Below are 18,685 nucleotides of genomic sequence, written 5' to 3' on the forward strand. Positions count from 1 at the left end.
TTCACCATCCTGATCGCGTCGCAGCTGCTGAACCTCGTGGTGATCTCGTTCGGGGGCGAACACTACATCCAGGATTTCCTGCGCAGCTTCGACAACGAGATCAAGGTCTTCCTGATCGTCATGCTGGTGCTGTTCATCCTGGGCTTCGTGCTGGATTTCCTGGAGATCATCTACATCGTGGTGCCGATCGTCGGCCCGGTCATCTATGGCGGCAGCTTCGATCCGAAATGGGTGACCATCATGATCGCGGTGAACCTGCAGACGTCGTTCCTGACGCCACCCTTCGGCTTCGCGCTGTTCTACCTGCGTGGCGTCGCCCCGGCCGAGGTCACGACCGGGCACATCTACCGCGGCGTCGTGCCCTTCGTGCTGATCCAGGTGATGGGGCTGCTGCTGCTGTTCTTCTTCCCGTCGGTGGTCACGATCCTGCCCGACCTGATGGCGAACTGACCGCGCCAAGCTAAAAAGTACGAAGGCCGCGTCCCCCGGGGCGCGGCCTTTTTGCTTTGGCGTCCTCGGTGGCCCGGCGCGTCAGCTGCGGGTGTCGGGCAGGCTGATATTGGCGACCTGCTCGGCGATCGGGTCGTTCGACAGGGGATGCGTGCTCGCCTCGTAGCCGGCGGGCTCCTTCAGGCGGGTCCACTGGCCGCGCACGTAGATCTCGAGCGCGTCGAACTGCGCCTTGTAGCCCATCTTCGGGCTGCCCGGGACCCAGTAGCCCAGGTAGATGTAGGGCAGTCCGGCCTCGCGCGCGATGTCGATGTGGTCGAGGATCATCCAGGTCCCGAGGCTCGCCTTGTGCAGCTCGGGCTCGTAGAAGCTGTAGACCATCGACAGCCCGTCATCGAGCATGTCGGTCAGGCACACCGCGATCAGCGCGCCGGTCTCCGAATCGACGTACTCGATCACGCGGCTGCGGATCGGCGTCTCCTCGATCATGGCGGCGAACTCGAACACGTCCATGTCGGCCATGCCGCCGTCGGCGTGCCGGTCGTCGAGGTAGCGGCGGAACAGGTCGTACTGCTCTTCGGTGGCCCAGGGGCTGGCGACGCGCCGTTCGAACCGGGCGTTGCGTTTCAGCGCGCGGCGTTGGCTGCGGCTGGGCGCGAAGTCGGCCACGTCGATCCGCGCCGACAGGCACGCCGCGCATTCCGAGCAGGAGGGCCGGTACAGCACGTTCTGCGACCGGCGGAAGCCCTGCTTGGACAGCGAATCGTTGAGCTTCTGCGCACCGTCGCCCTGCAGCGCGGTGAACAGCTTCCGCTCCATCCGGCCCGGCAGGTACGGGCACGGCTGGGGCGCAGTCACGTAGAACTGCGGGGCAAGCGGAAGCGAGTGGCGCATGGGTTTTTATCCCGGATTTTCGACAAAACGGTAACAACCAATTTGCGGTCCGCCAACCCTAATAGAAAGGCGCCGGACGGATGTCCGCGCCTTTCCTTGCAGTCGGTTAACGTGTCGGTGCAGGACCCAGCCTCAGATCGCGCGGCGATTGAGCGCGGCGGTCCCCATCACGTGGTCGGTCAGGCCCTGGCCGCGTTCGGTCGCCAGCATCAGGATGACCGAGATCACCTGCAGCGGCGCGAAGGCCAGTGAGACGGTGTAGCCGACCGTGTGCAGGAAGGCCTGGCCGAAATCCAGCCGGCGCCCGGCGGTGTCGCGCAGTTCGATCGCCATCAGGCGCATGCCCCAGGTGGCCGAGCCGCCCGAGATGCTCAGCACCCGGTAGACGAAGCTGATCGCGGCGTAGAGGAACGGAAGGAAGAACAGCCCGATGAAGGCCGTCAGCACCACCGCGGGCACCACCATCAGGGCGACCACGACGACGTCGATGGCCCAGGCGATGCCGCGCTTGACGGCGACGCCGTCGTAGAACTCGGGTTGAACCGCGGGGTCGGGCAGGGCGGGTTGAATGTCTGTGTACATGGATGTGCCGCTGTCTCGATGATGGTGTCCGGGAAAGGGTCGGCCGGCCCGGTCACGGGCCGGCATGGGAGCCGCCGGCCCGCGTCGGGCCGGCGCAGCGATCAGTCGGTCGCCTTGTCCGAACCTTGCTCGGGCGTGGCGTCGCGACGGGCGCGGTCGTCCATGAACTGGTCGAACTCGGCCTTGTCCTTGGCTTCGCGCAGACGCTCGAGGAAGGATTCGAAGGCGGCCTGCTCGTCCTGCAGGCGACGCAGGGTCTCTTCCTTGTAGGCGTCGAAGGCGGTGTTGCCCGAGGGTTTCATGGCCGCCATGGCATGGCGGTGCGAACCGGTGCGGCGGCTGCGGCAGGACCCGTTGAACATGCGTTTGCTCCAGATCATGTATGCGAGGACAGCCAGTCCGACCGGCCAGAAGAAGACGAAACCAAGTACCATGACTGCGATCCAGGCACCCTTGCCCTTGTGATCGAGCCAGGCCTCGGCGCGGGCGAACCAACCCGCGCGGGCGGGAAGGGTGGCGTCGTAGGTGGCGGTCATTGTCTCTCTCCGTTGTGGGTTGCGTCCCGGTGGGGATGTGAATGCGTTTCACATCACACAAGATCGGTCGCCAGGTTCGGTCTTTCAAGGCTCCATGTGAAGGTTTTTTACATTTTTCGCGCGGGCGGTCGGCGCGGGCTCTTCGCGTGCCTGTTGCAACCGCCCGCGCGGCATGGCCATCTGCGGTCATGTCCGCACTTTCAATCTCGCACCTGCCGCGCCCCTTCGACCCCGACCGCGGGGCCGAGGCGCGCGCCGCCGCGCCCTGGGCGTCTGGCGACGTCGCCGCGCTGATCGAGGGCGCCGGCGGGTCCAGCCCCTACCTCAAGTCCCTGATCGAGAAGGAGGCCGAGTGGCTCGGCCCCGCGCTCGACGATCCCGACGCGGCGCTGGCCGCGCAGGCCGAGGCACTGGCGAACCTGTCGCACGACGCGCTGCCCGACGCGTTGCGCCAGGCCAAGCGCCGCATGGCGCTGCTGGTGGGCCTGTGCGACCTCGCCGGCGCCTGGCCGCTCGAGCGCGTCACCGAGGCGCTCACCCGCTTTGCCGACATGGCCGTCGACCTTGCCCTGCGCGCCTGCGTCGGGCGCGAGATCCTGCGCGGCAAGCTGCCCGGCCAGACCGAGGCCGACATCCCCCAGGCCGGCGGCATGGTAGTGCTGGCGATGGGTAAGATGGGCGCGTTCGAGCTCAACTATTCCTCGGACATCGACCTGATCTGCCTCTTCGACGAGACCTGCTTCCACCCCGACGACTACCACGAGGCGCGCGCCTCGCTGGTGCGCGCGACGCGGAAGATGACGGCGATGCTGTCGGACATGACCGGCGCGGGCTACGTGCTGCGCACCGATCTGCGGCTGCGGCCCGACCCGGCGGTCACGCCCGTCTGCATGTCGATGGAGGGGGCCGAGCGCTACTACGAAAGCCTCGGCCGCACGTGGGAGCGCGCCGCCTACATCAAGGCACGGCCCTGCGCCGGCGACACGGCGGCGGGGACCCGGTTCCTCGAGACGCTGACGCCGTTCGTCTGGCGCAAGCATCTCGACTTCGCCGCGATCCAGGACGCGCACGACATGCGGCTGCGCATCCGCGCGCACAAGGGGCTGGGCGGGCCGATCACGCTGCCCGAGCACGACATGAAGCTGGGCCGCGGCGGCATCCGCGAGATCGAGTTCTTCACCCAGACGCGGCAGCTGATCGCCGGCGGCCGCGACCCCGACCTGCGCACCCGCGCCACCGTGCCGGGGCTGTCGGTGCTGGCCGACAAGGGCTGGCTGCCGCGCGACGTGGCCGATACGCTGAGCGATCATTACCGCGCGCATCGCGTGGTCGAGCATCGCCTGCAGATGATCGCCGACGCGCAGACGCACACGCTGCCGCGCGACGACGACGGCTTTGCCCGACTGGCCTGCCTGATGGGCGTGGACGAGGCCGAGATGTGCGCCGACCTCAAGCGCCGGCTGACCGAGGTGCACGACCTCGCCGACGGCTTCTTCGCGCCCGAGTCCGGCACCGGCGACGCGTGCGAGGATCTGCCCCCCGCGCTGCGCGACAGCGAGCTGCCCGCGCGATGGCCCAGCTACCCCGCGCTGCGCTCGAGCCGCGCGACCGAGATCTTCGCCCGGCTTGAGCCCGAGATCCTGCGCCGCCTCGCCACCACCGCCCGCCCCGAGGAGGCGCTGGGCAATTTCGACGGTTTCCTGCGCGGCCTGCCCGCCGGGGTCCAGCTGTTCTCGCTGTTCGAGGCGAACCCGCAGCTGATCGACTTGCTGGTGGACATCGTCGGCACATCGGCCGATCTCGGCCGCTACCTGTCACGCAACGCCGACGTGTTCGACGCGGTGATCGGCGGCGATTTCTTCGCCCCCTGGCCGGGCCGCGCGACGCTGCACCAGGGGCTGTCCCGACGCCTCGCACAGGAAGAAGACTACGAGCGGCAGCTCGACATCGCGCGGCGCTGGTGGCGCGAATGGCACTTCCGCATCGGCGTGCACCTGCTGCGCGGGCTGATGGACCCCGAAGAGGCCGGCCGAGCCTATGCCGACCTGGCCGAGGCGACCGTGGCCGCGCTGTGGCCCGTGGTGCAGGCGCAGTTCGCCCGCAAGCACGGCGCCCCGCCGGGGCGCGGGGCCGTGGTGCTGGGCATGGGCAGCCTCGGCGCGGGGCGGCTGCACGCGCGCTCGGACCTTGACCTGATCGTGATCTACGACGCCGAGGGCGACGACGCCTCGGAAGGGCCGCGGCCGCTGAGCGCGCGGCCGTACTACGCGCGGCTGACGCAGGCGCTGATCACCGCCCTGACCGCGCAGACCGCCGAGGGGCGGCTCTACGAGGTCGACATGCGCTTGCGCCCCTCGGGCAACCAGGGGCCGGTCGCGACGGCGCTGTCGTCCTTCCGCACCTACCAGGCCGAGGAGGCGTGGACCTGGGAGCATCTCGCCCTCACCCGCGCGCACGTCCTGGCCGGGCCGGCCGAGCTGGGCGAGGAGATCGAGGCGCTGCGGCGCGAGCTTCTGACCGCGCCGCGCGACCGTGATGCGGTGCTGCGCGCCGTCGCCGACATGCGCGCGCGCATCGGCCGGGCGAAAGGCCGGGGCGATGCGTGGAACCTCAAGATCGGGCCGGGGCGGATGCAGGACATCGAGCTTCTGGCGCAGGCCGCGGCCTTGGTGCCGGGGCCACCCGCGCGGCAGGTGGCCCGCGCGCTGCGCCGCGCCGACTGGCTCAGCGACGACGACCGCGCTGCGCTGACCGAGGCCTATGCCCTGCACTGGGCGGTGCAGATCGGCGCCCGGCTGGTCAGCGACAAGGCGCTGGACCCCGAAACCCTGGGCGCACAGGGCTGCGCCTTCCTGACCCGCCTGGCGGGGGTCGACGACATGAGCGCGCTGCAGCGCGCGCTAGACGATCACGCGGCCCGCGCCGACGCGATCCTGACCCGTGTGCTGCCCGATCCGGAGGCGATCGAATGAAGGGCGACGCGCTGGACCCCAAGGGCCTGATCTACGAGGCCTACCGCATCGACGGCATCTCCGAGGCCGAGTGCCGGTCGATCTTTCTCGACTGGGCGCTGTCGGTGACCGAGGGCGACATGCGCGCGATGATCGCCGCGCTACTCGACCGCTACGTCGTCGAGGGCCACGGCGAGGAGGACCATCCGATGACCCGCGTGCTGCGCGCCGGGCTGGACGGGCCGGTGACGCCCCGCCGCCGCGGCGGCCACCGGGCGCGGCCTCGGGGCTGATGTGCGGAAATTGACCGTGTTAATGCGGTAACCGCCCGCTTCGCGCAAAAAGGGCCGCAATCATGCGAGAAGTGGCCGACATTGTGGAGTTAGTGGCCGCTGATCGTGCGTAAACGTCCTTGATCATGCGCAATGCGCCCTAGCGTAGGCCGGCCGCCTCGGCCGCGAGGGCGGTGATGCCCGCCCAGTCGCCGGCTTCCAGCATGTCCTTGGGCGCGACCCAGCTGCCGCCGACGCACAGTACGTTCGACAGGCCCAGGTAATCGACCGCGTTGCCCAGCGTGACGCCACCAGTTGGGCAGAACCGAACCTGCGGGATCGGCGCGCCGATCGCCTTCAGCGCCTTGGCGCCGCCATTGGCCTCGGCGGGGAAGAACTTCTGCACCGAGTAGCCGCGCTCGAGCAGCGCCATTGCCTCGGATGCCGTGGCGGCACCGGGCAGCAGCGGCAGGTCGGCCTCCTCGCAGGCGTCCAGCAGCCGGTCTGTGGCGCCCGGCGAGACGCCGAAGCGTGCGCCCGCGTTCTTCGCGGCCTCGACGTCCTTGGGCGTCAGTAGCGTGCCGGCGCCCACGATTCCGCCCTCGACCGTGGCCATCTCGGCGATCGCGGCCAGCGCGGCCGGCGTGCGCAGCGTGACCTCGAGCACCGGCAGCCCGCCCTCGACCAGCGCGCGGGCCAGCGGCAGCGCGTGCGACACGTCGTCGATCACCAGTACCGGGATCACCGGCGCCATGCGGCAGAGTTTCTCGGTCTCGCGGCTTGCGTCTTGCGGAGTCATGCTTGGGCCCTTGCGTGGTATCGGCCGGGGCGGGGCGCCTCCGGCGGGAGTATTTGCGCCGAAGTGAAGGTCGCGTGCCTAGACGACGACGCCCGCACCGTGCGCGGCTTCGCCCACATTGGCGCGAAAGGCGGCGAAGAGCTCGCGCCCGACGCCGTGGCCGTTGGCCGACAGGTCCGATTTCACCGGTTCGCGCGCATCGAAGTCGGGGGCGAGGCAGTCGATCGTGCCGGTCTCGGCATCGACGCGGACGATGTCTCCGTCGCGCAGCTTGGCGAGCGGCCCGCCGTCGGCGGCCTCGGGCGAGACGTGAATCGCTGCCGGAACCTTGCCGGAGGCGCCCGACATGCGACCGTCGGTCAGCAGCGCGACCTTGTGGCCGCGGTCCTGCATCACCGCCAGCGTCGGCACCAGCCCGTGCAGTTCGGGCATGCCGTTCGACTTCGGCCCTTGGAAGCGCACCACCACGACCGTGTCCTGGTTCAGCTCGCCGGCCTTGAAGGCGGTCTTGACGTCCTCCTGCTCGGTGAAGATGCGCACGGGCGCCTCGATCACGCGGCGCTCGGGCGTGACGGCCGAGGTCTTCATCATGCCGCGACCCAGATTGCCCGCCAGCTGGCGCAACCCGCCGGTGGCCTGGAACGGGTCGATCGCCGGGCGCAGGATCTTGTCGTTCTGCGTCTCGGTGGGCGCGTCCTCCCACGTCAGGCGGCCGTCCTTCAGCTTGGGCTCCTGCCGATAGAGCGTCATGCCGTCACCCGCGACGGTGCGCACGTCGTCGTGCAGAAGCCCGGCATCCAGCAGCTGGCCGATCATGTATTGCAGCCCGCCCGCGGCGTGGAAGTGGTTCACGTCCGCAAGGCCGTTGGGATAGACCTTGGCCATCAGCGGCGTCACGCTGGACAGGTCGTCGAAATCTTCGAGGTCGAGCACGATTCCGGCGGCGCGGGCCATCGCCGGCAGGTGGATCACCAGGTTGGTCGAGCCGCCCGTCGCCATCAGCCCCACGATGCCGTTGACGAAGGCCTTGGCGTCGATAATGTCGCAGACCGGGCGGTAATCGTTGCCGAGCGCGGTGATTTCCAGCGCGCGCGCGGTGCCGGCCTTGGTCAACGCTTCGCGCATGTCGGTGCCCGGGTTGACGAAGCTCGCGCCAGGAAGATGCAGGCCCATGAACTCCATCAGCATCTGGTTGGAATTCGCCGTGCCGTAGAAGGTGCAGGTGCCAGGGCCGTGATAGCTTTCCATCTCGGCCTTCATCAGCGCGTCGCGGCCCACTTTGCCGGCAGCGAATTGCTGGCGCACGCGGGCCTTCTCGTCGTTGGGCAACCCGCTGGTCATCGGCCCGGCGGGCATGAACACACCGGGGATGTAGCCGAAGGTCGCCGCGGCGATCACGAGGCCCGGCACGATCTTGTCGCAGACGCCCAGGTAGGCGGCCGCGTCGAAGACGTTGTGCGACAGCGCGACGCCGGCGGCCAGCGCGATCACGTCGCGCGAGAACAACGACAGCTCCATGCCGACCTGGCCCTGGGTGACGCCGTCGCACATCGCCGGCACGCCGCCCGCGACCTGCGCGGTGCCGCCGGCCTCGCGCGCGGCCTTGCGGATCACGTCCGGAAACGTCTCGAACGGCTGATGCGCCGAGAGCATGTCGTTGTAGGCGGTCACGATGCCGAGGTTCGGCGCCCGGTGGCCGGCCAGGCTGTCCTTGTCAGGGCCGCTCGCGGCATAGGCGTGGGCCTGGTTGCCGCAGGTCAGGTGCGCGCGGCGCGGGCCTTCGTCGGCGGCGCGGCGCATCCGGTCCAGGTAGATCTCGCGCCTTTCGGCCGAGCGCTCCTCGATCCGCTGGGTGACGCGGGCGACGGTGTCGTTGAGCGGCATGGAATCCTCCGGTGTCCGAGTGCCCGGGACGGGGCGGGCGGGTTGGGCGGCTTGTCTTCCATGTAAGCGCGTTAGCGATATCAGTAAAGCCATGCCGCCATCTTCGCCGCCGCGGATGTCGGTCCGGGCGTCGCACGGGAAACGCCGCAGGGGCGCGATCGGGTCCGTACGCGGCGGCGCATCGCGGGTGCTTTCCTTGTCCCGCGGCGCGCGCTATGGCGGGGCATGACCGACATGCCCGATCGCCCCGTCCTTCGCCTGAAGCCCAAGGCCAACGCCCGCGCCATCCGCCGCGGCGCGCCGTGGATCTTCGACAACGAACTCGTCCTCGACCGGCGCACCAAGGCGCTGGCGCCGGGGACCATCGCCACGCTCGAGGATGCCGAGCGGACGCCGCTGGGCACGGTGGCGGTGAACACCGCCTCGCGCATCACCGGGCGGATGCTGGACCGCGACGCCGAGGCCGTGATCGACGGCGCGTGGCTACAGGACCGGCTGGCCCGGGCGCAGGCGCTGCGCGCGCGTCTCTACGACGCGCCGTACTATCGGCTGGTCCATGCCGAGGGCGACAACCTGCCCGGCGTGGTGATCGACCGTTTCGGCGACACGGCCGTGATCCAGCCCAACGCCGCCTGGGCCGAGGCGCTGCTGGAGCCGCTGACCGACGCGCTGGTCGCCGTGACCGGCGTGACCACCGTGCTGAAGAACGCGGGCGGGCGCGGGCGCGCATTGGAGGGCCTCGACGATGCCGGTACGGTGCTGCGCGGCACGGCGCCGGAGGCCCCGGTCCCGGTCGCGATGAACGGCGCGACCTACATGGCCGACCTCACCAGTGGGCAGAAGACCGGGCTGTTCTACGATCAGCGCGACAACCACGCCTTCGCCGCACGTCTTGCGGGCGAGGCGCGCGTGCTGGACGTGTTCAGCCACGTGGGCGGCTTCGCGCTGGCCGCGCTGGCGGGGGGCGCGTCGCACGCGCTGGCGGTCGACGGCTCGGCCCCGGCGCTGGCGCTTGCCACCCGGGGCGCCGAGGCCAGCGGCTTCGCCGACCGGTTCGAGACGCGGCAAGGCGACGCCTTTGCCACGATGGAGGCGCTGGCCGAGGAAGGCGCCACCTTCGACATGGTGATCTGCGACCCGCCCGCCTTCGCGCCGGGCAAGCCCGCGCTGGAAAAGGGCCTGCGCGCCTACGAACGCGTGGCGCGGCTGGCCGCGCCGCTGGTGGCCGAGGGCGGCACGCTGGTGCTCTGCTCGTGTTCGCACGCCGCGGACCTCTCGGCCTTCACCGGCGCCTGCCTGCGCGGCATCGGGCGCGCGCATCGCTGGGCGCAGCTGATCCACACCGGCGGCGCCGGCCCGGACCACCCGCTGCTGCCGCAACTGGCGGAATCGGGCTACCTAAAGGCGCTGGTCTTCCGGCTGTGAAGGTCCTGCTCGACGCCTGCGTGCTCTACCCCACGGTGATGCGCGAGGTGCTGCTGGGCGCGGCGGGGCAGGGGCTGTACCGCCCGCTGTGGTCCGCGCGCATCCTCGAGGAATGGGCCCGCGCGACGCGCAAGATCGGCCCGGACGCCGAGGCGCAGGCCCGCGGCGAGATCGCGCTTCTGGGCGCGCACTGGCCCGGCGCGGCGGTGACTTGGCCGCCCTCGCTCGAGGACCGGTTGTGGCTGCCGGACGCGAACGACACGCATGTGCTGGCGGCCGCGATCGCGGGCTCGGCGGACATGATCGTGACGATCAACGCCAAGGACTTTCCCCGCGGCATACTAGCCGAAGAGGGACTGAGCCGCGCCGATCCCGACGCGTTCCTGCTGGGGTTGTTCAAGGCCGATCCGGAGCCGGTGCGCACCGCCTGCGCGGCGGTGCTGGACAAGGCGCGCGCCCTGTCGGCGGATCCGTGGGAAATGCGCCCGCTGCTCAAGAAGGCGCGTTTGCCGCGGCTGGCCAAGGCGCTCGACCAGGCGGCGGCGTAGGCTCAGGCCAGCGCGGGCAGGCCGGACTTGGTCGCGGCTCGGTAGCGCGCAAGGATGCTGTAGACGCAGGCGCGCATGTCGCTGGCGCCGCGGTAATCCCGCGCCGGAAGCACGAAACGATGTTCGCCCACACGCGCGGTCAGCACGTCGCCGGACCGGCGCATGTCGAACGGCTTGGTGTCGTCGAGCACGCCTTCCACCGCGTCGTCGTTCAACGTCAGAATCTTCAGGCCCATGGTTCTGCTCCTTCTTTTTGTCGGGCGATGCCGGTGCGCGCGGTCCCTGGCCGCAAAGGGCGTGGACTGATGCGCGCATCGACACTCTATAACGCGTTGATTAACGAAGCGTTCCCGATCCTCCCCCGACGGCACGAGGCTTGCGGGCAACGGCCGCGAAGGCTATCTGGCGCCTGACCCGAGCAATTTCATCGGAAATCCGCTTCGAAAGGCAGGCATGACCGTCCCAAGGCTTGAAACCCGCGACCTGGTGCGCCGCTTCGACGGCAAGCCCGTCGTCGACCACGTGTCGCTGTCGATCCTGCCGGGCAACGTCACCTGCCTTCTGGGCCCGTCGGGCTGCGGCAAGTCCACCACGCTGCGCATGATCGCGGGGGTCGAGCAGCAGGACAGCGGCGAGATCCTCGTCGACGGCAAGCTGGTCTGCGACACCGTCACCCGCGTGCCGCCCGAGAAACGCTCGGTCGGGCTGATGTTCCAGGACTTCGCGCTGTTCCCGCATCTCAGCGTCGCCGACAACGTGGCCTTCGGCCTCAAGGGCGCCAAGGCCGCCCGCCGCCGCCGCGCGGGCGAACTGCTGGAACGCGTGGGTCTGTCGCATTACATGGACGACTTCCCGCACCAGCTGTCGGGCGGCGAGCAGCAGCGCGTGGCGCTGGCGCGCGCCATCGCGCCCAAGCCCAAGGTCATGCTGATGGACGAGCCGTTCTCGGGCCTCGACAACCGGCTGCGCGACGGCATCCGCGACGAGACGCTGGACCTGCTGAAGGAAGAGGGCGCCGGCGTGCTGCTGGTCACGCACGAGCCCGAAGAGGCGATGCGCATGGCCGACGAGATCGCGCTGATGCGCGACGGCCGGATCGTGCAGCGCGGCGCGCCCTACAACATCTACAACTCGCCCGCCGACAAGGCCGCCGTGTCCTTTTTCTCGGACGTCAACGTGCTGACCGGGCGCGTGCAGGGCGCGCTGGTCGACACGCCCTTCGGGCAGTTCCTGGCGCCCGGTGTGCCCGACGGCGCGAGTGTCGAGATCGTGTTCCGCCCGCAGCATGTCACCATAGACTTCGACCGCGGCGGGCGCGGCCCCAACCCGACCGAGATCGCCGGCACGCCGGCCCGCGGCGTGGTGCGCCGCGCGCGCTTCATGGGCTCCGAAAGCCTGGTCGAGTTCCGCATGGACCACGACGACCAGGTCTTGCGCGCGACCGTGCCCAACGTGTTCCTGCCCAAGCCAGGAACGCCGCTGTGGCTGAGCGTGCGGCGCGACCGCTGCTTCGTCTTCCCGGCCTGAGCGCCTAGGCGTCCTTCGCGGCCTCGGCCAGCCGCGCCTGCACGCGCCGCAGCACGAAGACCCGCATTGCCGAGGCCAGCCCTGTGCCCGGATCGCGCGCCGCGTCGATCTCGGCCGCCAGCGCCTCGATCGGCTTGCCCTCGGCGCGGGCGATGGCGCGGAATTCGGCCCAGAATTCGTCTTCCAGCGAGACCGAGGTGCGGTGCCCGCGCAGGGTCAGCGAGTGCTTGACCGGCGGCCCGCTCATGCGTCCGGGTCGGGCGTGTCGCGCTTCTTGCCGGCATGGGTGCGCCCGGCCTTCTCGGCCTCGGCCCGCGCCCGCGCCTTCTGCGCCTTGCTCAGCCCGTGGAAGGCGGCGTTCGCGTCGGCCTGGCGGCGCTTTTCCGCACGATCGCGGGCCTTTCGCGCCTTGTTGAGGTTCACCACCCCGGTCACGACACGACCACCGCGTCCAGCGGACGCACCTTCAGCCGTGTGATGCGGTTGTTCTCGCGCGCCATGACCTCGAACCGGAAGCCGTGGAACGAGAACACCTGCCCCACGGTCGGGATCATCTGCGCCTCGTGGATCACCAGTCCCGCGACGGTGTTGGCCTCGTCGTCCGGCAGGGTCCAGTCGGTGGCGCGGTTGAAGTCGCGGATCGTCATGGCGCCGTCGATCCAGTAATGGCCGTCCTCGGCCTTGCGGATCGGGTGGTCGGCCTGCGGGTCGAACTCGTCGGTGATCTCGCCCACGATCTCCTCGAGGATGTCCTCGAGCGTGATGAGCCCCTGCAGGCTGCCGTACTCGTCCACCACCAGCGCGAAATGCGTCCGCCGGCGGAGGAACTGGCGCATCTGGTCGTCCAGCGACGTGGTGTCGGGCACGAAGTAGGGCTTCATCATCACGTCGGTGACCTTGAACTCCTTCAGCGCCTCGGCGGCGGAATCCGTCCCGTCGATCAGCTTGTACATCGCCCGCAGCAGGTCCTTGGCGTGGATCAGGCCGATGATGTTCTCGGGGTCGTCGCGGAAGATCGGCAGCCGCGTGTGGCTGCTTTCCAGGCATTGCTGCAGGATGTCCTGCGGCGGCGTGTCGGCGTCCAGCATCTCGATCTTCGAGCGGTGCAGCATGATCTCCTCGACCGTGCGGTCGCCGAGATCCAGCGCGCCCAGGATGCGGTCGCGGTCCTCCTTCTCGACCACGCCCTCGGAATGGCCCAGCTGCAGTGCGCCGGCGATCTCCTCGCGCACGGCGAGGATCTGGCTGTCGGGGTCAGTGCGCACGCCGAAGATGCGCAGCACGCCGCGCACCAGCAGGCGCACCGCGCTGACCATGGGCGAGAACACCTTGACGATGAAGGCGATCGGCGTGGCCACGCGTGCGGCGGCCAGTTCGGGGTTGGTGATCGCGTAGGTCTTGGGCAGCACCTCGGCGAAGATCAGCACCAGCAGCGTCATCACCAGCGTCGCCAGAGCCACGCCGGATTCGCCGAAGATGCGGGTGAACATCGCGGTGGCCAGCGAGGTGGCCAGGATGTTGACCATGTTGTTGCCCAGCAGGACCGAGCCGATCAGCCGCTCGTTGTCCTCGGTGATCTTCAGCGCGCGCGCGGCCCCCTTCGATCCCTTGTCCTGCGCGGCGCGCAGCTTGCCCCGCGACGCGGCGGTCAGCGCCGTCTCCGAGCCCGAGAAGAAGCCCGAGAGCGTCAGCAGGCCAAGGATGGCTGCGATGGTGATCCAGAAGGCGGCGTCCATGTCATCCCGACCTGTTTGATGTCGTGCCGGTTATGGGTTGCCCGGGCGCGTCAATCAAGGTCCGCCTCGGCGCGGGCCAGCGGATGATGCTGCAGCACCAGGTCGCGCAGACGCGCCTCGAGCACGTGGGTGTAGATCTCGGTCGTCGCCAGGTCCGCATGCCCCAGCAGCGTCTGGATCGAGCGCAGGTCGGCGCCGTTCTCCAGCAGGTGCGTCGCGAAGGCGTGGCGCAGCGTGTGCGGCGTCACCGCCTCGGGCGACACGCCCGCCTCGACGGCGAAGGCCTTGATCAGCAGGTAGAAGCCGTGCCGCGTCAGGTGCCCCGAGCGACCGTGCGACGGGAACAGCCACTGCGATTGCGGCCGTCCGGCGATGCGCGCCACGTCCTGGTCGGCGTCGCGCAGCGCCAGCCACTCGGCCAGCGCGGCACGCGCGGGCGGCGACAGCGGCACCATGCGCTCCTTGCCGCCCTTGCCGCGCACCAGCAGCATGCGCGGATCGCCCCGCGCGGCCGAGGCGGGCAGCGAGACCAGTTCCGACACGCGCATGCCCGTGGCGTAGAGCACCTGCATCAGGCAGGCGTTGCGCGCGCGCTCGGCCGGGCTGCGGCCATGCGCTGCGGCGGCGTCCAGCAGGCGGTCGACATCGGGCACCGACAGGCTTTTGGGCAGGCGCCGGTCGCGGCCCGGCCCGGCGATCTGCACCGCCGGGTTGTCGTCGCGCAGGCCTTCCTCGAAGGCGAAGCGGTAGAGCTGCTTGATCGCCGACAGCCGCCGTGCCCGCGTGGCGCGCGACAGCCCGTCCGCGTCGCAGGCGATCAGGTAGGCCTCGATGGTGTCCCGGTCGGCGGTGGCGAAATCCGCGCCCCGGTCGGCCAGCCACTCGGCCGCCAGCCGCAGGTCGCGGGCATAGGCCGCCAGCGTGTTGGCGGCCGCGCCGCGCTCGGCGGCGATCGCCTCGAGGAAGGGTTCGATCCAGCGTGCGCTCATCGCCGCGCCCGCTCGGCGTCAAGCAGCATCGCCTGCAGCGCCGCGCGCCGCGCGGTGTCCTGCAGGCCGACGGCGCGCAGCGTCGCCAGCGCGTCGGTCAGGCTTTGCGGGTTGCCCGCCATCCCGTCCGAGAAGAGGTCGATCGCGCGCAGCAGCGTCTCGCCCAGCGAGGTTTCGGCCAGCGCCTGCGCCAGCGCGTCGGGCATCGCCGCGTCGTGCGTGAAGGCGGCGGCGACGGCCTCGGCATGGGGCAGGTCGGGGACCTCGGCGCTGGCCAGGTCGTAGTCCTCGGGCGCCGCACCCGCGATCGCCTTCAGGAAGGCGGTCTCGGCGTTGCGGGCGCGCATGCCCTCGGCCAGGCTGCGATAGCCCGGCGACAGCAGGGCGGCGCGCTCGGCCATGTCGGCGGCGCGGCCTTCCAATGGCAATTCGGACAATTGGCGCGCGAAAAGCGTCGAAAACGGCACGAGCAGCCCCGCGCTCGCCATCTGTGGCCAGGCCTTCTCCAGCGCCGGGCCGACCGCGCCGGGCACGTCGCTGGCCAGCGCGCGGTCCAGCGCCTGGAACGCCTCGACGCGGTCCCACACCCCGCCCGAGGCGGCGGGCTGCCGCGCGGTGTAGATGCCCAGCAGGCGGTTGGCGGTCAGCGCGCCGGCGCGCGCCAGCCGTTCGGCGGCGACGATCTGCGCGCGCCAGCCCATGTCGCCGGTCATGTCCAGCACCGCGAAGGGCAGCGGCAGCGGCGCCGTGGGCAGCGGCTCTCCGATCGCCTCGAACAGGCGGAATTCCAGCGGGGTGGGGCGCACCGGCGGCAGCAGCGGCCCGCGGGATTCGTGGATCTCGGGGTCGAGGTAGCGTTCGAGCAGGTCGACGCGGCGCGCGGGCAGGGCGCCGATCTGCCCGGCGCTGCCCAGGATCAGCGCGGCCCGGCTCCAGTCGCCGCCGCGCGCGATGCAGAATACCCGCAGGCCCAGATCGTCGCTGAGTGCCGGGCGCGCCGACAGCGTCCGGCAGGGCGCCTCGATCCGGCCCAGCAGCATCGTCAGGTCCGACCAGCGCGCGAAGAGCTCGGGCTCGTTCGTGCCGACGATCTCCAGCACGGCCAGCGCCTCGTCCACTGCGCCGTCGGCGATCAGCCAGTCCAGCCGCGCGCCCAGATGCGCCACGTCCGCCTGCGGCGAGGGTGGTGCGGCCTCGGCGAGCATCAGCGTGCGCATCAGCGATTGCAGCGCCGGAACCGCCGGCTCGGTCCGCTCGATCAGCCGCGCGACGCGCCCCGGGTCCGAGCCCTGCCAGAGCGTGTTGGGAAAGCCGGTGACCGAGGGTGGCAGCAGGCCCGCGGATCCCACGCCCTGCGCGCCCAGCGGCGCGCTGTCGACCCGCGGCACCTCGGCCCCGCCGGTGACCGGGGGCTGATCCTGTTGCGCGCCAAGCGGTGCGGCGAAGGCCAGCAGCGCCAGCGCGAGGCCCGTGGTCTTCCTAGCGGTCATCGAGCTCGACAGGCACGCGGACTTCGGATTGCGGCGGGCTGAAATCGGCACCGAACCACGGGCCGAGATAGGCATACGCCACCAGCACGACCAAGCAGAGGATTAGCAGATAGAACAGCCATTTGATGAAGCGACCCATGCGTACCCGTCTTTCCTGCCCTGGATTTTTTCTTCTTATAACTGGCCTTTTTGTTCCTTACACGGCATTCACGCAACTTAAATGACGAATGGGCGAAGGACAGCCGACCGGCGATGGGCGACCTGGGCACGCGCGAGGGACCGATCCTGCTCAAGACCGTGGTGCTGGTGGGCATGATGGGGGCCGGCAAGACCGCCGTGGGCCGCACCCTCGCCGCACAGCTCGGCGTGCCCTTCCGCGATTCGGACGCCGAGATCGAGCAGGCCGCCGACCGCTCGATCGCCGAGATCTTCGCCCGCGACGGCGAGCCGTTCTTCCGCCGCAAGGAAAGCCAGGTCATCGCCCGCCTGCTCGAGGGCGAGCCGTCGATCCTGTCGACCGGCGGCGGCGCGTTCCTGTCGGCCGAGAACCGCGCCATGATCTCGGCCCACGGCGTGTCGGTGTGGCTCGACGCGGGGCTCGACCTGCTGTGGGCGCGCGTGCGCCACAAGCAGACGCGCCCGCTGCTGCGCACCGCCGATCCGCGCGCCTCGCTCGCCGCGCTCTACCGCGACCGGGTGCCGGTCTACGCGCTGGCCGACGTCACGGTGAAATCCGAACAGAACCTGTCGCTGGACAAGATGGCCGCGCGGGTGACGCGCGGGCTGCTGGCGCACCGTCCCGACGTGCTGAAAGAGCGCGCATGACCCAGCCGAAGGCACACGCATGATCCACACCGTTCCCGTCCCGTTGCCCGGCCGCGCCTACGACGTGCGCATCGGCCCCGGCCTGATCGCGTGCGCCGGCGCCGAGATCGCGCCGCTCCTCGCCCGCCCGCGCGTGGCGATCGTGACCGATCAGACGGTGGCGGCGGCGCATCTCGACGCGTTGCAGTCTGCGTTTACGGCAGAGGACATCGCCTCCGAGGCGCTGCGGCTGCCCGCCGGCGAGGCCACGAAAAGCTGGGCGCAGCTTCAGGCCTGCACCGAATGGCTGCTGGACCAGCGGGTCGAGCGGCGCGACGTGGTGATCGCGCTGGGCGGTGGCGTGATCGGCGACCTCGTGGGCTTCGCCGCCGCCATCCTGCGGCGCGGCGTGCGCTTCGTGCAGCTGCCGACCTCGCTTCTGGCGCAGGTCGACAGCTCGGTCGGCGGCAAGACCGGCATCAACACGCGCCACGGCAAGAACCTGGTCGGCGCCTTCCACCAGCCCGCGCTGGTGCTGGCCGACACGGCCGTGCTGGACACGCTGCCGCCGCGCGACCTGCTGGCGGGATACGGCGAGGTGGTGAAATACGGCCTGCTGGGCGACGCCGACTTCTTCGCCTGGCTCGAGGATAACGGCCCGGCGCTTGCGCGCGGCGACGCGGCCGCCCGCGCCCATGCGGTGCGTCGGTCGGTCGAGATGAAGGCCGAGATCGTGCTGCGCGACGAGACCGAGCAGGGCGACCGCGCGCTGCTGAACCTCGGCCACACCTTCGGCCACGCGCTCGAGGCCGCGACCGGCTATTCCGACCGTCTGCTGCACGGCGAGGGCGTGGCCATCGGCTGCACGCTGGCGTTCGACCTGTCCGCGCGCCTCGGCCTCTGTTCGCAAGAGGACCCGTCGCGCCTGGCCGCGCATCTGCGCGCCATGGGCATGAAGGCGACCCTGTCGGACATCCCGGGCGCGCTGCCCGATGCCGAGGGGCTGCTTGACCTGATGGGGCAGGACAAGAAGGTGATCGACGGCCGGCTGCGCTTTGTCCTCGCGCGCGGGATCGGGCGGGCCTTCGTCGCCTCGGACGTGCCGGGCGACACCGTGCGCGCCGTGTTGGCGGACGCGCTGAGGGCCTGATCGCACGAAAAAGGCTGCCCGGTATGCCCGGACGGCCCCTCATCATGCATTAATCGACCTGACGGCCTAGAACGGGATCTCGTCGTCCAGATCGCGCGACGGTGCGCGCGAACCGCCGCCACCACCGCCACCGCTGCTGCCGCCGCCATAGCCGGGGTCGTCGTAGCCGCCGCCGTAATCGCCGCCGCCGCCATAGCCGCCACCCTGGCCACCAGCACCACCGCCACCGCCGCCGCCTTCGCCGCGGCCGTCCAGCATGGTCAGCGTGCCGCCCACGCCGGCGACCACGATGTCGGTCGAATAACGGTCCTGGCCGGACTGGTCCTGCCACTTGCGGGTCTGCAGGCTGCCCTCGACATAGACCTTGCTGCCCTTCTTCAGGTACTGCTCGGCCACGCGCACCAGCCCGTCGCCGCGCAGCACCACGTTGTGCCACTCGGTGCGCTCGCGGCGCTCGCCTGTGCTGCGGTCCTTCCACTGCTCGGAGGTGGCGATGCGCAGGTTGCACAGCTTGCCGCCGTCCTGGAACGTGCGGACCTCGGGGTCGCGCCCCAGGTTGCCCACGATGATCACCTTGTTCACGGATCCGGCCATTCTGCCCCCTTGCGAATCTCTGTCCTGGCTTCGTTGGCGACAAACTACATCACG

Annotated in this window: 21 protein-coding genes; 8 read left to right on the forward strand and 13 right to left on the reverse strand. The window is 70.4% G+C overall.

The window, feature by feature from the left end; all coding sequences use genetic code 11:
• Positions 1-450: TRAP transporter large permease subunit (locus tag ACFDTC_RS00355; RefSeq protein WP_375256866.1), on the forward strand; the 450-nt coding region annotated here is incomplete at its 5' end.
• An 81-nt stretch (positions 451-531) separates the two neighbouring features.
• Here ACFDTC_RS00355 and ACFDTC_RS00360 read toward each other — a convergent pair.
• The 3 genes from ACFDTC_RS00360 to ACFDTC_RS00370 form a co-directional block, all read right to left on the reverse strand.
• The gene (locus tag ACFDTC_RS00360; protein ID WP_375256867.1) at positions 532-1,344 is read right to left on the reverse strand and encodes an arginyltransferase; all 813 of its coding nucleotides are present in this window, start codon (positions 1,342-1,344) and stop codon (positions 532-534) included.
• Between the two features lie 132 nt (positions 1,345-1,476).
• The gene (locus ACFDTC_RS00365) at positions 1,477-1,926 is read right to left on the reverse strand and encodes an RDD family protein (protein ID WP_375256868.1); all 450 of its coding nucleotides are present in this window, start codon (positions 1,924-1,926) and stop codon (positions 1,477-1,479) included.
• Positions 1,927-2,027: 101 nt separating this feature from the next.
• Positions 2,028-2,462, reverse strand: coding sequence for a DUF2852 domain-containing protein (locus ACFDTC_RS00370; RefSeq protein ID WP_375256869.1), 435 nt, complete (start codon positions 2,460-2,462; stop codon positions 2,028-2,030).
• 188 nt (positions 2,463-2,650) lie between these two features.
• Between ACFDTC_RS00370 and ACFDTC_RS00375 the strand changes: the two genes are divergently transcribed.
• Entirely contained in the window at positions 2,651-5,434 is a 2,784-nt protein-coding gene (locus tag ACFDTC_RS00375) for a glutamine-synthetase adenylyltransferase (RefSeq protein ID WP_375256870.1), read from the forward strand.
• Positions 5,431-5,706 (forward strand): hypothetical protein, encoded by a 276-nt coding sequence (locus ACFDTC_RS00380; protein WP_375256871.1) that lies wholly within the window; start codon positions 5,431-5,433, stop codon positions 5,704-5,706. Before ACFDTC_RS00375 ends, ACFDTC_RS00380 begins: the two co-directional genes overlap by 4 nt.
• A gap of 139 nt (positions 5,707-5,845) precedes the next feature.
• Here the strand turns inward: ACFDTC_RS00380 and eda are convergent, their stop codons facing one another.
• On the reverse strand, positions 5,846-6,484 hold the full coding sequence (gene eda, locus ACFDTC_RS00385) for a bifunctional 4-hydroxy-2-oxoglutarate aldolase/2-dehydro-3-deoxy-phosphogluconate aldolase (protein WP_375256872.1): 639 nt from the start codon (positions 6,482-6,484) through the stop codon (positions 5,846-5,848).
• A gap of 78 nt (positions 6,485-6,562) precedes the next feature.
• Positions 6,563-8,368, reverse strand: coding sequence for a phosphogluconate dehydratase (edd, locus tag ACFDTC_RS00390; RefSeq protein ID WP_375256873.1), 1,806 nt, complete (start codon positions 8,366-8,368; stop codon positions 6,563-6,565).
• 225 nt (positions 8,369-8,593) lie between these two features.
• Between edd and ACFDTC_RS00395 the strand changes: the two genes are divergently transcribed.
• Positions 8,594-9,793 (forward strand): RSP_2647 family RNA methyltransferase, encoded by a 1,200-nt coding sequence (locus ACFDTC_RS00395; RefSeq protein ID WP_375256874.1) that lies wholly within the window; start codon positions 8,594-8,596, stop codon positions 9,791-9,793.
• The gene (locus ACFDTC_RS00400; protein ID WP_375256875.1) at positions 9,790-10,341 is read left to right on the forward strand and encodes an RSP_2648 family PIN domain-containing protein; all 552 of its coding nucleotides are present in this window, start codon (positions 9,790-9,792) and stop codon (positions 10,339-10,341) included. The genes ACFDTC_RS00395 and ACFDTC_RS00400 overlap by 4 nt, the downstream gene beginning before the upstream one ends.
• Before the next feature lie 2 nt (positions 10,342-10,343).
• On the opposite strand, the gene ACFDTC_RS00405 is transcribed toward ACFDTC_RS00400, so the two are convergent.
• Positions 10,344-10,577 carry a hypothetical protein gene (locus tag ACFDTC_RS00405; RefSeq protein ID WP_375256876.1) on the reverse strand — a complete coding sequence of 78 codons (234 nt, stop codon included), beginning with the start codon at positions 10,575-10,577 and terminating at the stop codon, positions 10,344-10,346.
• A 217-nt stretch (positions 10,578-10,794) separates the two neighbouring features.
• Between ACFDTC_RS00405 and ACFDTC_RS00410 the strand changes: the two genes are divergently transcribed.
• Positions 10,795-11,868: an ABC transporter ATP-binding protein gene (locus ACFDTC_RS00410; RefSeq protein WP_375256877.1), complete on the forward strand. Its 1,074-nt coding sequence runs from the start codon at positions 10,795-10,797 to the stop codon at positions 11,866-11,868.
• 4 nt (positions 11,869-11,872) lie between these two features.
• Here ACFDTC_RS00410 and ACFDTC_RS00415 read toward each other — a convergent pair whose 3' ends face one another.
• Genes ACFDTC_RS00415 through ACFDTC_RS00440 form a run of 6 tightly spaced genes read right to left on the reverse strand, consistent with a single transcriptional unit; the run spans position 11,873 to position 16,222 of the window.
• Positions 11,873-12,115, reverse strand: a complete 243-nt coding sequence (locus ACFDTC_RS00415; RefSeq protein WP_375256878.1) for a ribbon-helix-helix domain-containing protein — start codon at positions 12,113-12,115, stop codon at positions 11,873-11,875.
• Positions 12,112-12,303, reverse strand: a complete 192-nt coding sequence (locus ACFDTC_RS00420; protein ID WP_375256879.1) for a DUF4169 family protein — start codon at positions 12,301-12,303, stop codon at positions 12,112-12,114. The genes ACFDTC_RS00415 and ACFDTC_RS00420 overlap by 4 nt, the downstream gene beginning before the upstream one ends.
• Positions 12,300-13,604 carry an HlyC/CorC family transporter gene (locus ACFDTC_RS00425; protein WP_375256880.1) on the reverse strand — a complete coding sequence of 435 codons (1,305 nt, stop codon included), beginning with the start codon at positions 13,602-13,604 and terminating at the stop codon, positions 12,300-12,302. Before ACFDTC_RS00425 ends, ACFDTC_RS00420 begins: the two co-directional genes overlap by 4 nt.
• Positions 13,605-13,654: 50 nt before the next feature.
• Complete coding sequence (locus tag ACFDTC_RS00430) at positions 13,655-14,593, reverse strand: tyrosine recombinase (RefSeq protein ID WP_375256881.1); 939 nt, start codon at positions 14,591-14,593, stop codon at positions 13,655-13,657.
• Positions 14,590-16,083 (reverse strand): hypothetical protein, encoded by a 1,494-nt coding sequence (locus ACFDTC_RS00435; protein WP_375256882.1) that lies wholly within the window; start codon positions 16,081-16,083, stop codon positions 14,590-14,592. The genes ACFDTC_RS00430 and ACFDTC_RS00435 overlap by 4 nt, the downstream gene beginning before the upstream one ends.
• Positions 16,073-16,222: a hypothetical protein gene (locus tag ACFDTC_RS00440; RefSeq protein WP_375256883.1), complete on the reverse strand. Its 150-nt coding sequence runs from the start codon at positions 16,220-16,222 to the stop codon at positions 16,073-16,075. The genes ACFDTC_RS00435 and ACFDTC_RS00440 overlap by 11 nt, the downstream gene beginning before the upstream one ends.
• 113 nt (positions 16,223-16,335) lie before the next feature.
• On the opposite strand from ACFDTC_RS00440, the gene ACFDTC_RS00445 reads away from it, so the two are divergent.
• On the forward strand, positions 16,336-16,908 hold the full coding sequence (locus ACFDTC_RS00445) for a shikimate kinase (RefSeq protein ID WP_375256884.1): 573 nt from the start codon (positions 16,336-16,338) through the stop codon (positions 16,906-16,908).
• A 19-nt stretch (positions 16,909-16,927) separates the two neighbouring features.
• Positions 16,928-18,037: a 3-dehydroquinate synthase gene (gene aroB / locus ACFDTC_RS00450; RefSeq protein ID WP_375256885.1), complete on the forward strand. Its 1,110-nt coding sequence runs from the start codon at positions 16,928-16,930 to the stop codon at positions 18,035-18,037.
• Between the two features lie 66 nt (positions 18,038-18,103).
• Here aroB and ssb read toward each other — a convergent pair whose 3' ends face one another.
• Positions 18,104-18,631: a single-stranded DNA-binding protein gene (gene ssb, locus ACFDTC_RS00455; protein WP_375256886.1), complete on the reverse strand. Its 528-nt coding sequence runs from the start codon at positions 18,629-18,631 to the stop codon at positions 18,104-18,106.
• Positions 18,632-18,685: the final 54 nt, after the last annotated feature.

This window comes from Citreimonas sp. (assembly GCF_042096055.1).
In the GTDB taxonomy this organism is placed as follows: Bacteria; Pseudomonadota; Alphaproteobacteria; order Rhodobacterales; family Rhodobacteraceae; genus Citreimonas.

Excerpts from the sequence above, each read along its gene's own strand:
- ACFDTC_RS00435 (WP_375256882.1), bottom strand. The coding sequence starts at position 16,083 with ATGACCGCTAGGAAGACCACGGGCCTCGCGCTGGCGCTGCTGGCCTTC.
- ACFDTC_RS00430 (WP_375256881.1), bottom strand. The coding sequence starts at position 14,593 with ATGAGCGCACGCTGGATCGAACCCTTCCTCGAGGCGATCGCCGCCGAG.
- ACFDTC_RS00370 (WP_375256869.1), bottom strand. The coding sequence starts at position 2,462 with ATGACCGCCACCTACGACGCCACCCTTCCCGCCCGCGCGGGTTGGTTC.
- ACFDTC_RS00440 (WP_375256883.1), bottom strand. The coding sequence starts at position 16,222 with ATGGGTCGCTTCATCAAATGGCTGTTCTATCTGCTAATCCTCTGCTTG.
- ACFDTC_RS00410 (WP_375256877.1), top strand. The coding sequence starts at position 10,795 with ATGACCGTCCCAAGGCTTGAAACCCGCGACCTGGTGCGCCGCTTCGAC.
- ACFDTC_RS00445 (WP_375256884.1), top strand. The coding sequence starts at position 16,336 with ATGGGCGACCTGGGCACGCGCGAGGGACCGATCCTGCTCAAGACCGTG.
- edd (WP_375256873.1), bottom strand. The coding sequence starts at position 8,368 with ATGCCGCTCAACGACACCGTCGCCCGCGTCACCCAGCGGATCGAGGAG.
- ACFDTC_RS00425 (WP_375256880.1), bottom strand. The coding sequence starts at position 13,604 with ATGGACGCCGCCTTCTGGATCACCATCGCAGCCATCCTTGGCCTGCTG.
- ACFDTC_RS00360 (WP_375256867.1), bottom strand. The coding sequence starts at position 1,344 with ATGCGCCACTCGCTTCCGCTTGCCCCGCAGTTCTACGTGACTGCGCCC.
- ACFDTC_RS00405 (WP_375256876.1), bottom strand. The coding sequence starts at position 10,577 with ATGGGCCTGAAGATTCTGACGTTGAACGACGACGCGGTGGAAGGCGTG.
- ACFDTC_RS00415 (WP_375256878.1), bottom strand. The coding sequence starts at position 12,115 with ATGAGCGGGCCGCCGGTCAAGCACTCGCTGACCCTGCGCGGGCACCGC.
- aroB (WP_375256885.1), top strand. The coding sequence starts at position 16,928 with ATGATCCACACCGTTCCCGTCCCGTTGCCCGGCCGCGCCTACGACGTG.
- ACFDTC_RS00365 (WP_375256868.1), bottom strand. The coding sequence starts at position 1,926 with ATGTACACAGACATTCAACCCGCCCTGCCCGACCCCGCGGTTCAACCC.
- eda (WP_375256872.1), bottom strand. The coding sequence starts at position 6,484 with ATGACTCCGCAAGACGCAAGCCGCGAGACCGAGAAACTCTGCCGCATG.
- ssb (WP_375256886.1), bottom strand. The coding sequence starts at position 18,631 with ATGGCCGGATCCGTGAACAAGGTGATCATCGTGGGCAACCTGGGGCGC.
- ACFDTC_RS00395 (WP_375256874.1), top strand. The coding sequence starts at position 8,594 with ATGACCGACATGCCCGATCGCCCCGTCCTTCGCCTGAAGCCCAAGGCC.
- ACFDTC_RS00375 (WP_375256870.1), top strand. The coding sequence starts at position 2,651 with ATGTCCGCACTTTCAATCTCGCACCTGCCGCGCCCCTTCGACCCCGAC.
- ACFDTC_RS00380 (WP_375256871.1), top strand. The coding sequence starts at position 5,431 with ATGAAGGGCGACGCGCTGGACCCCAAGGGCCTGATCTACGAGGCCTAC.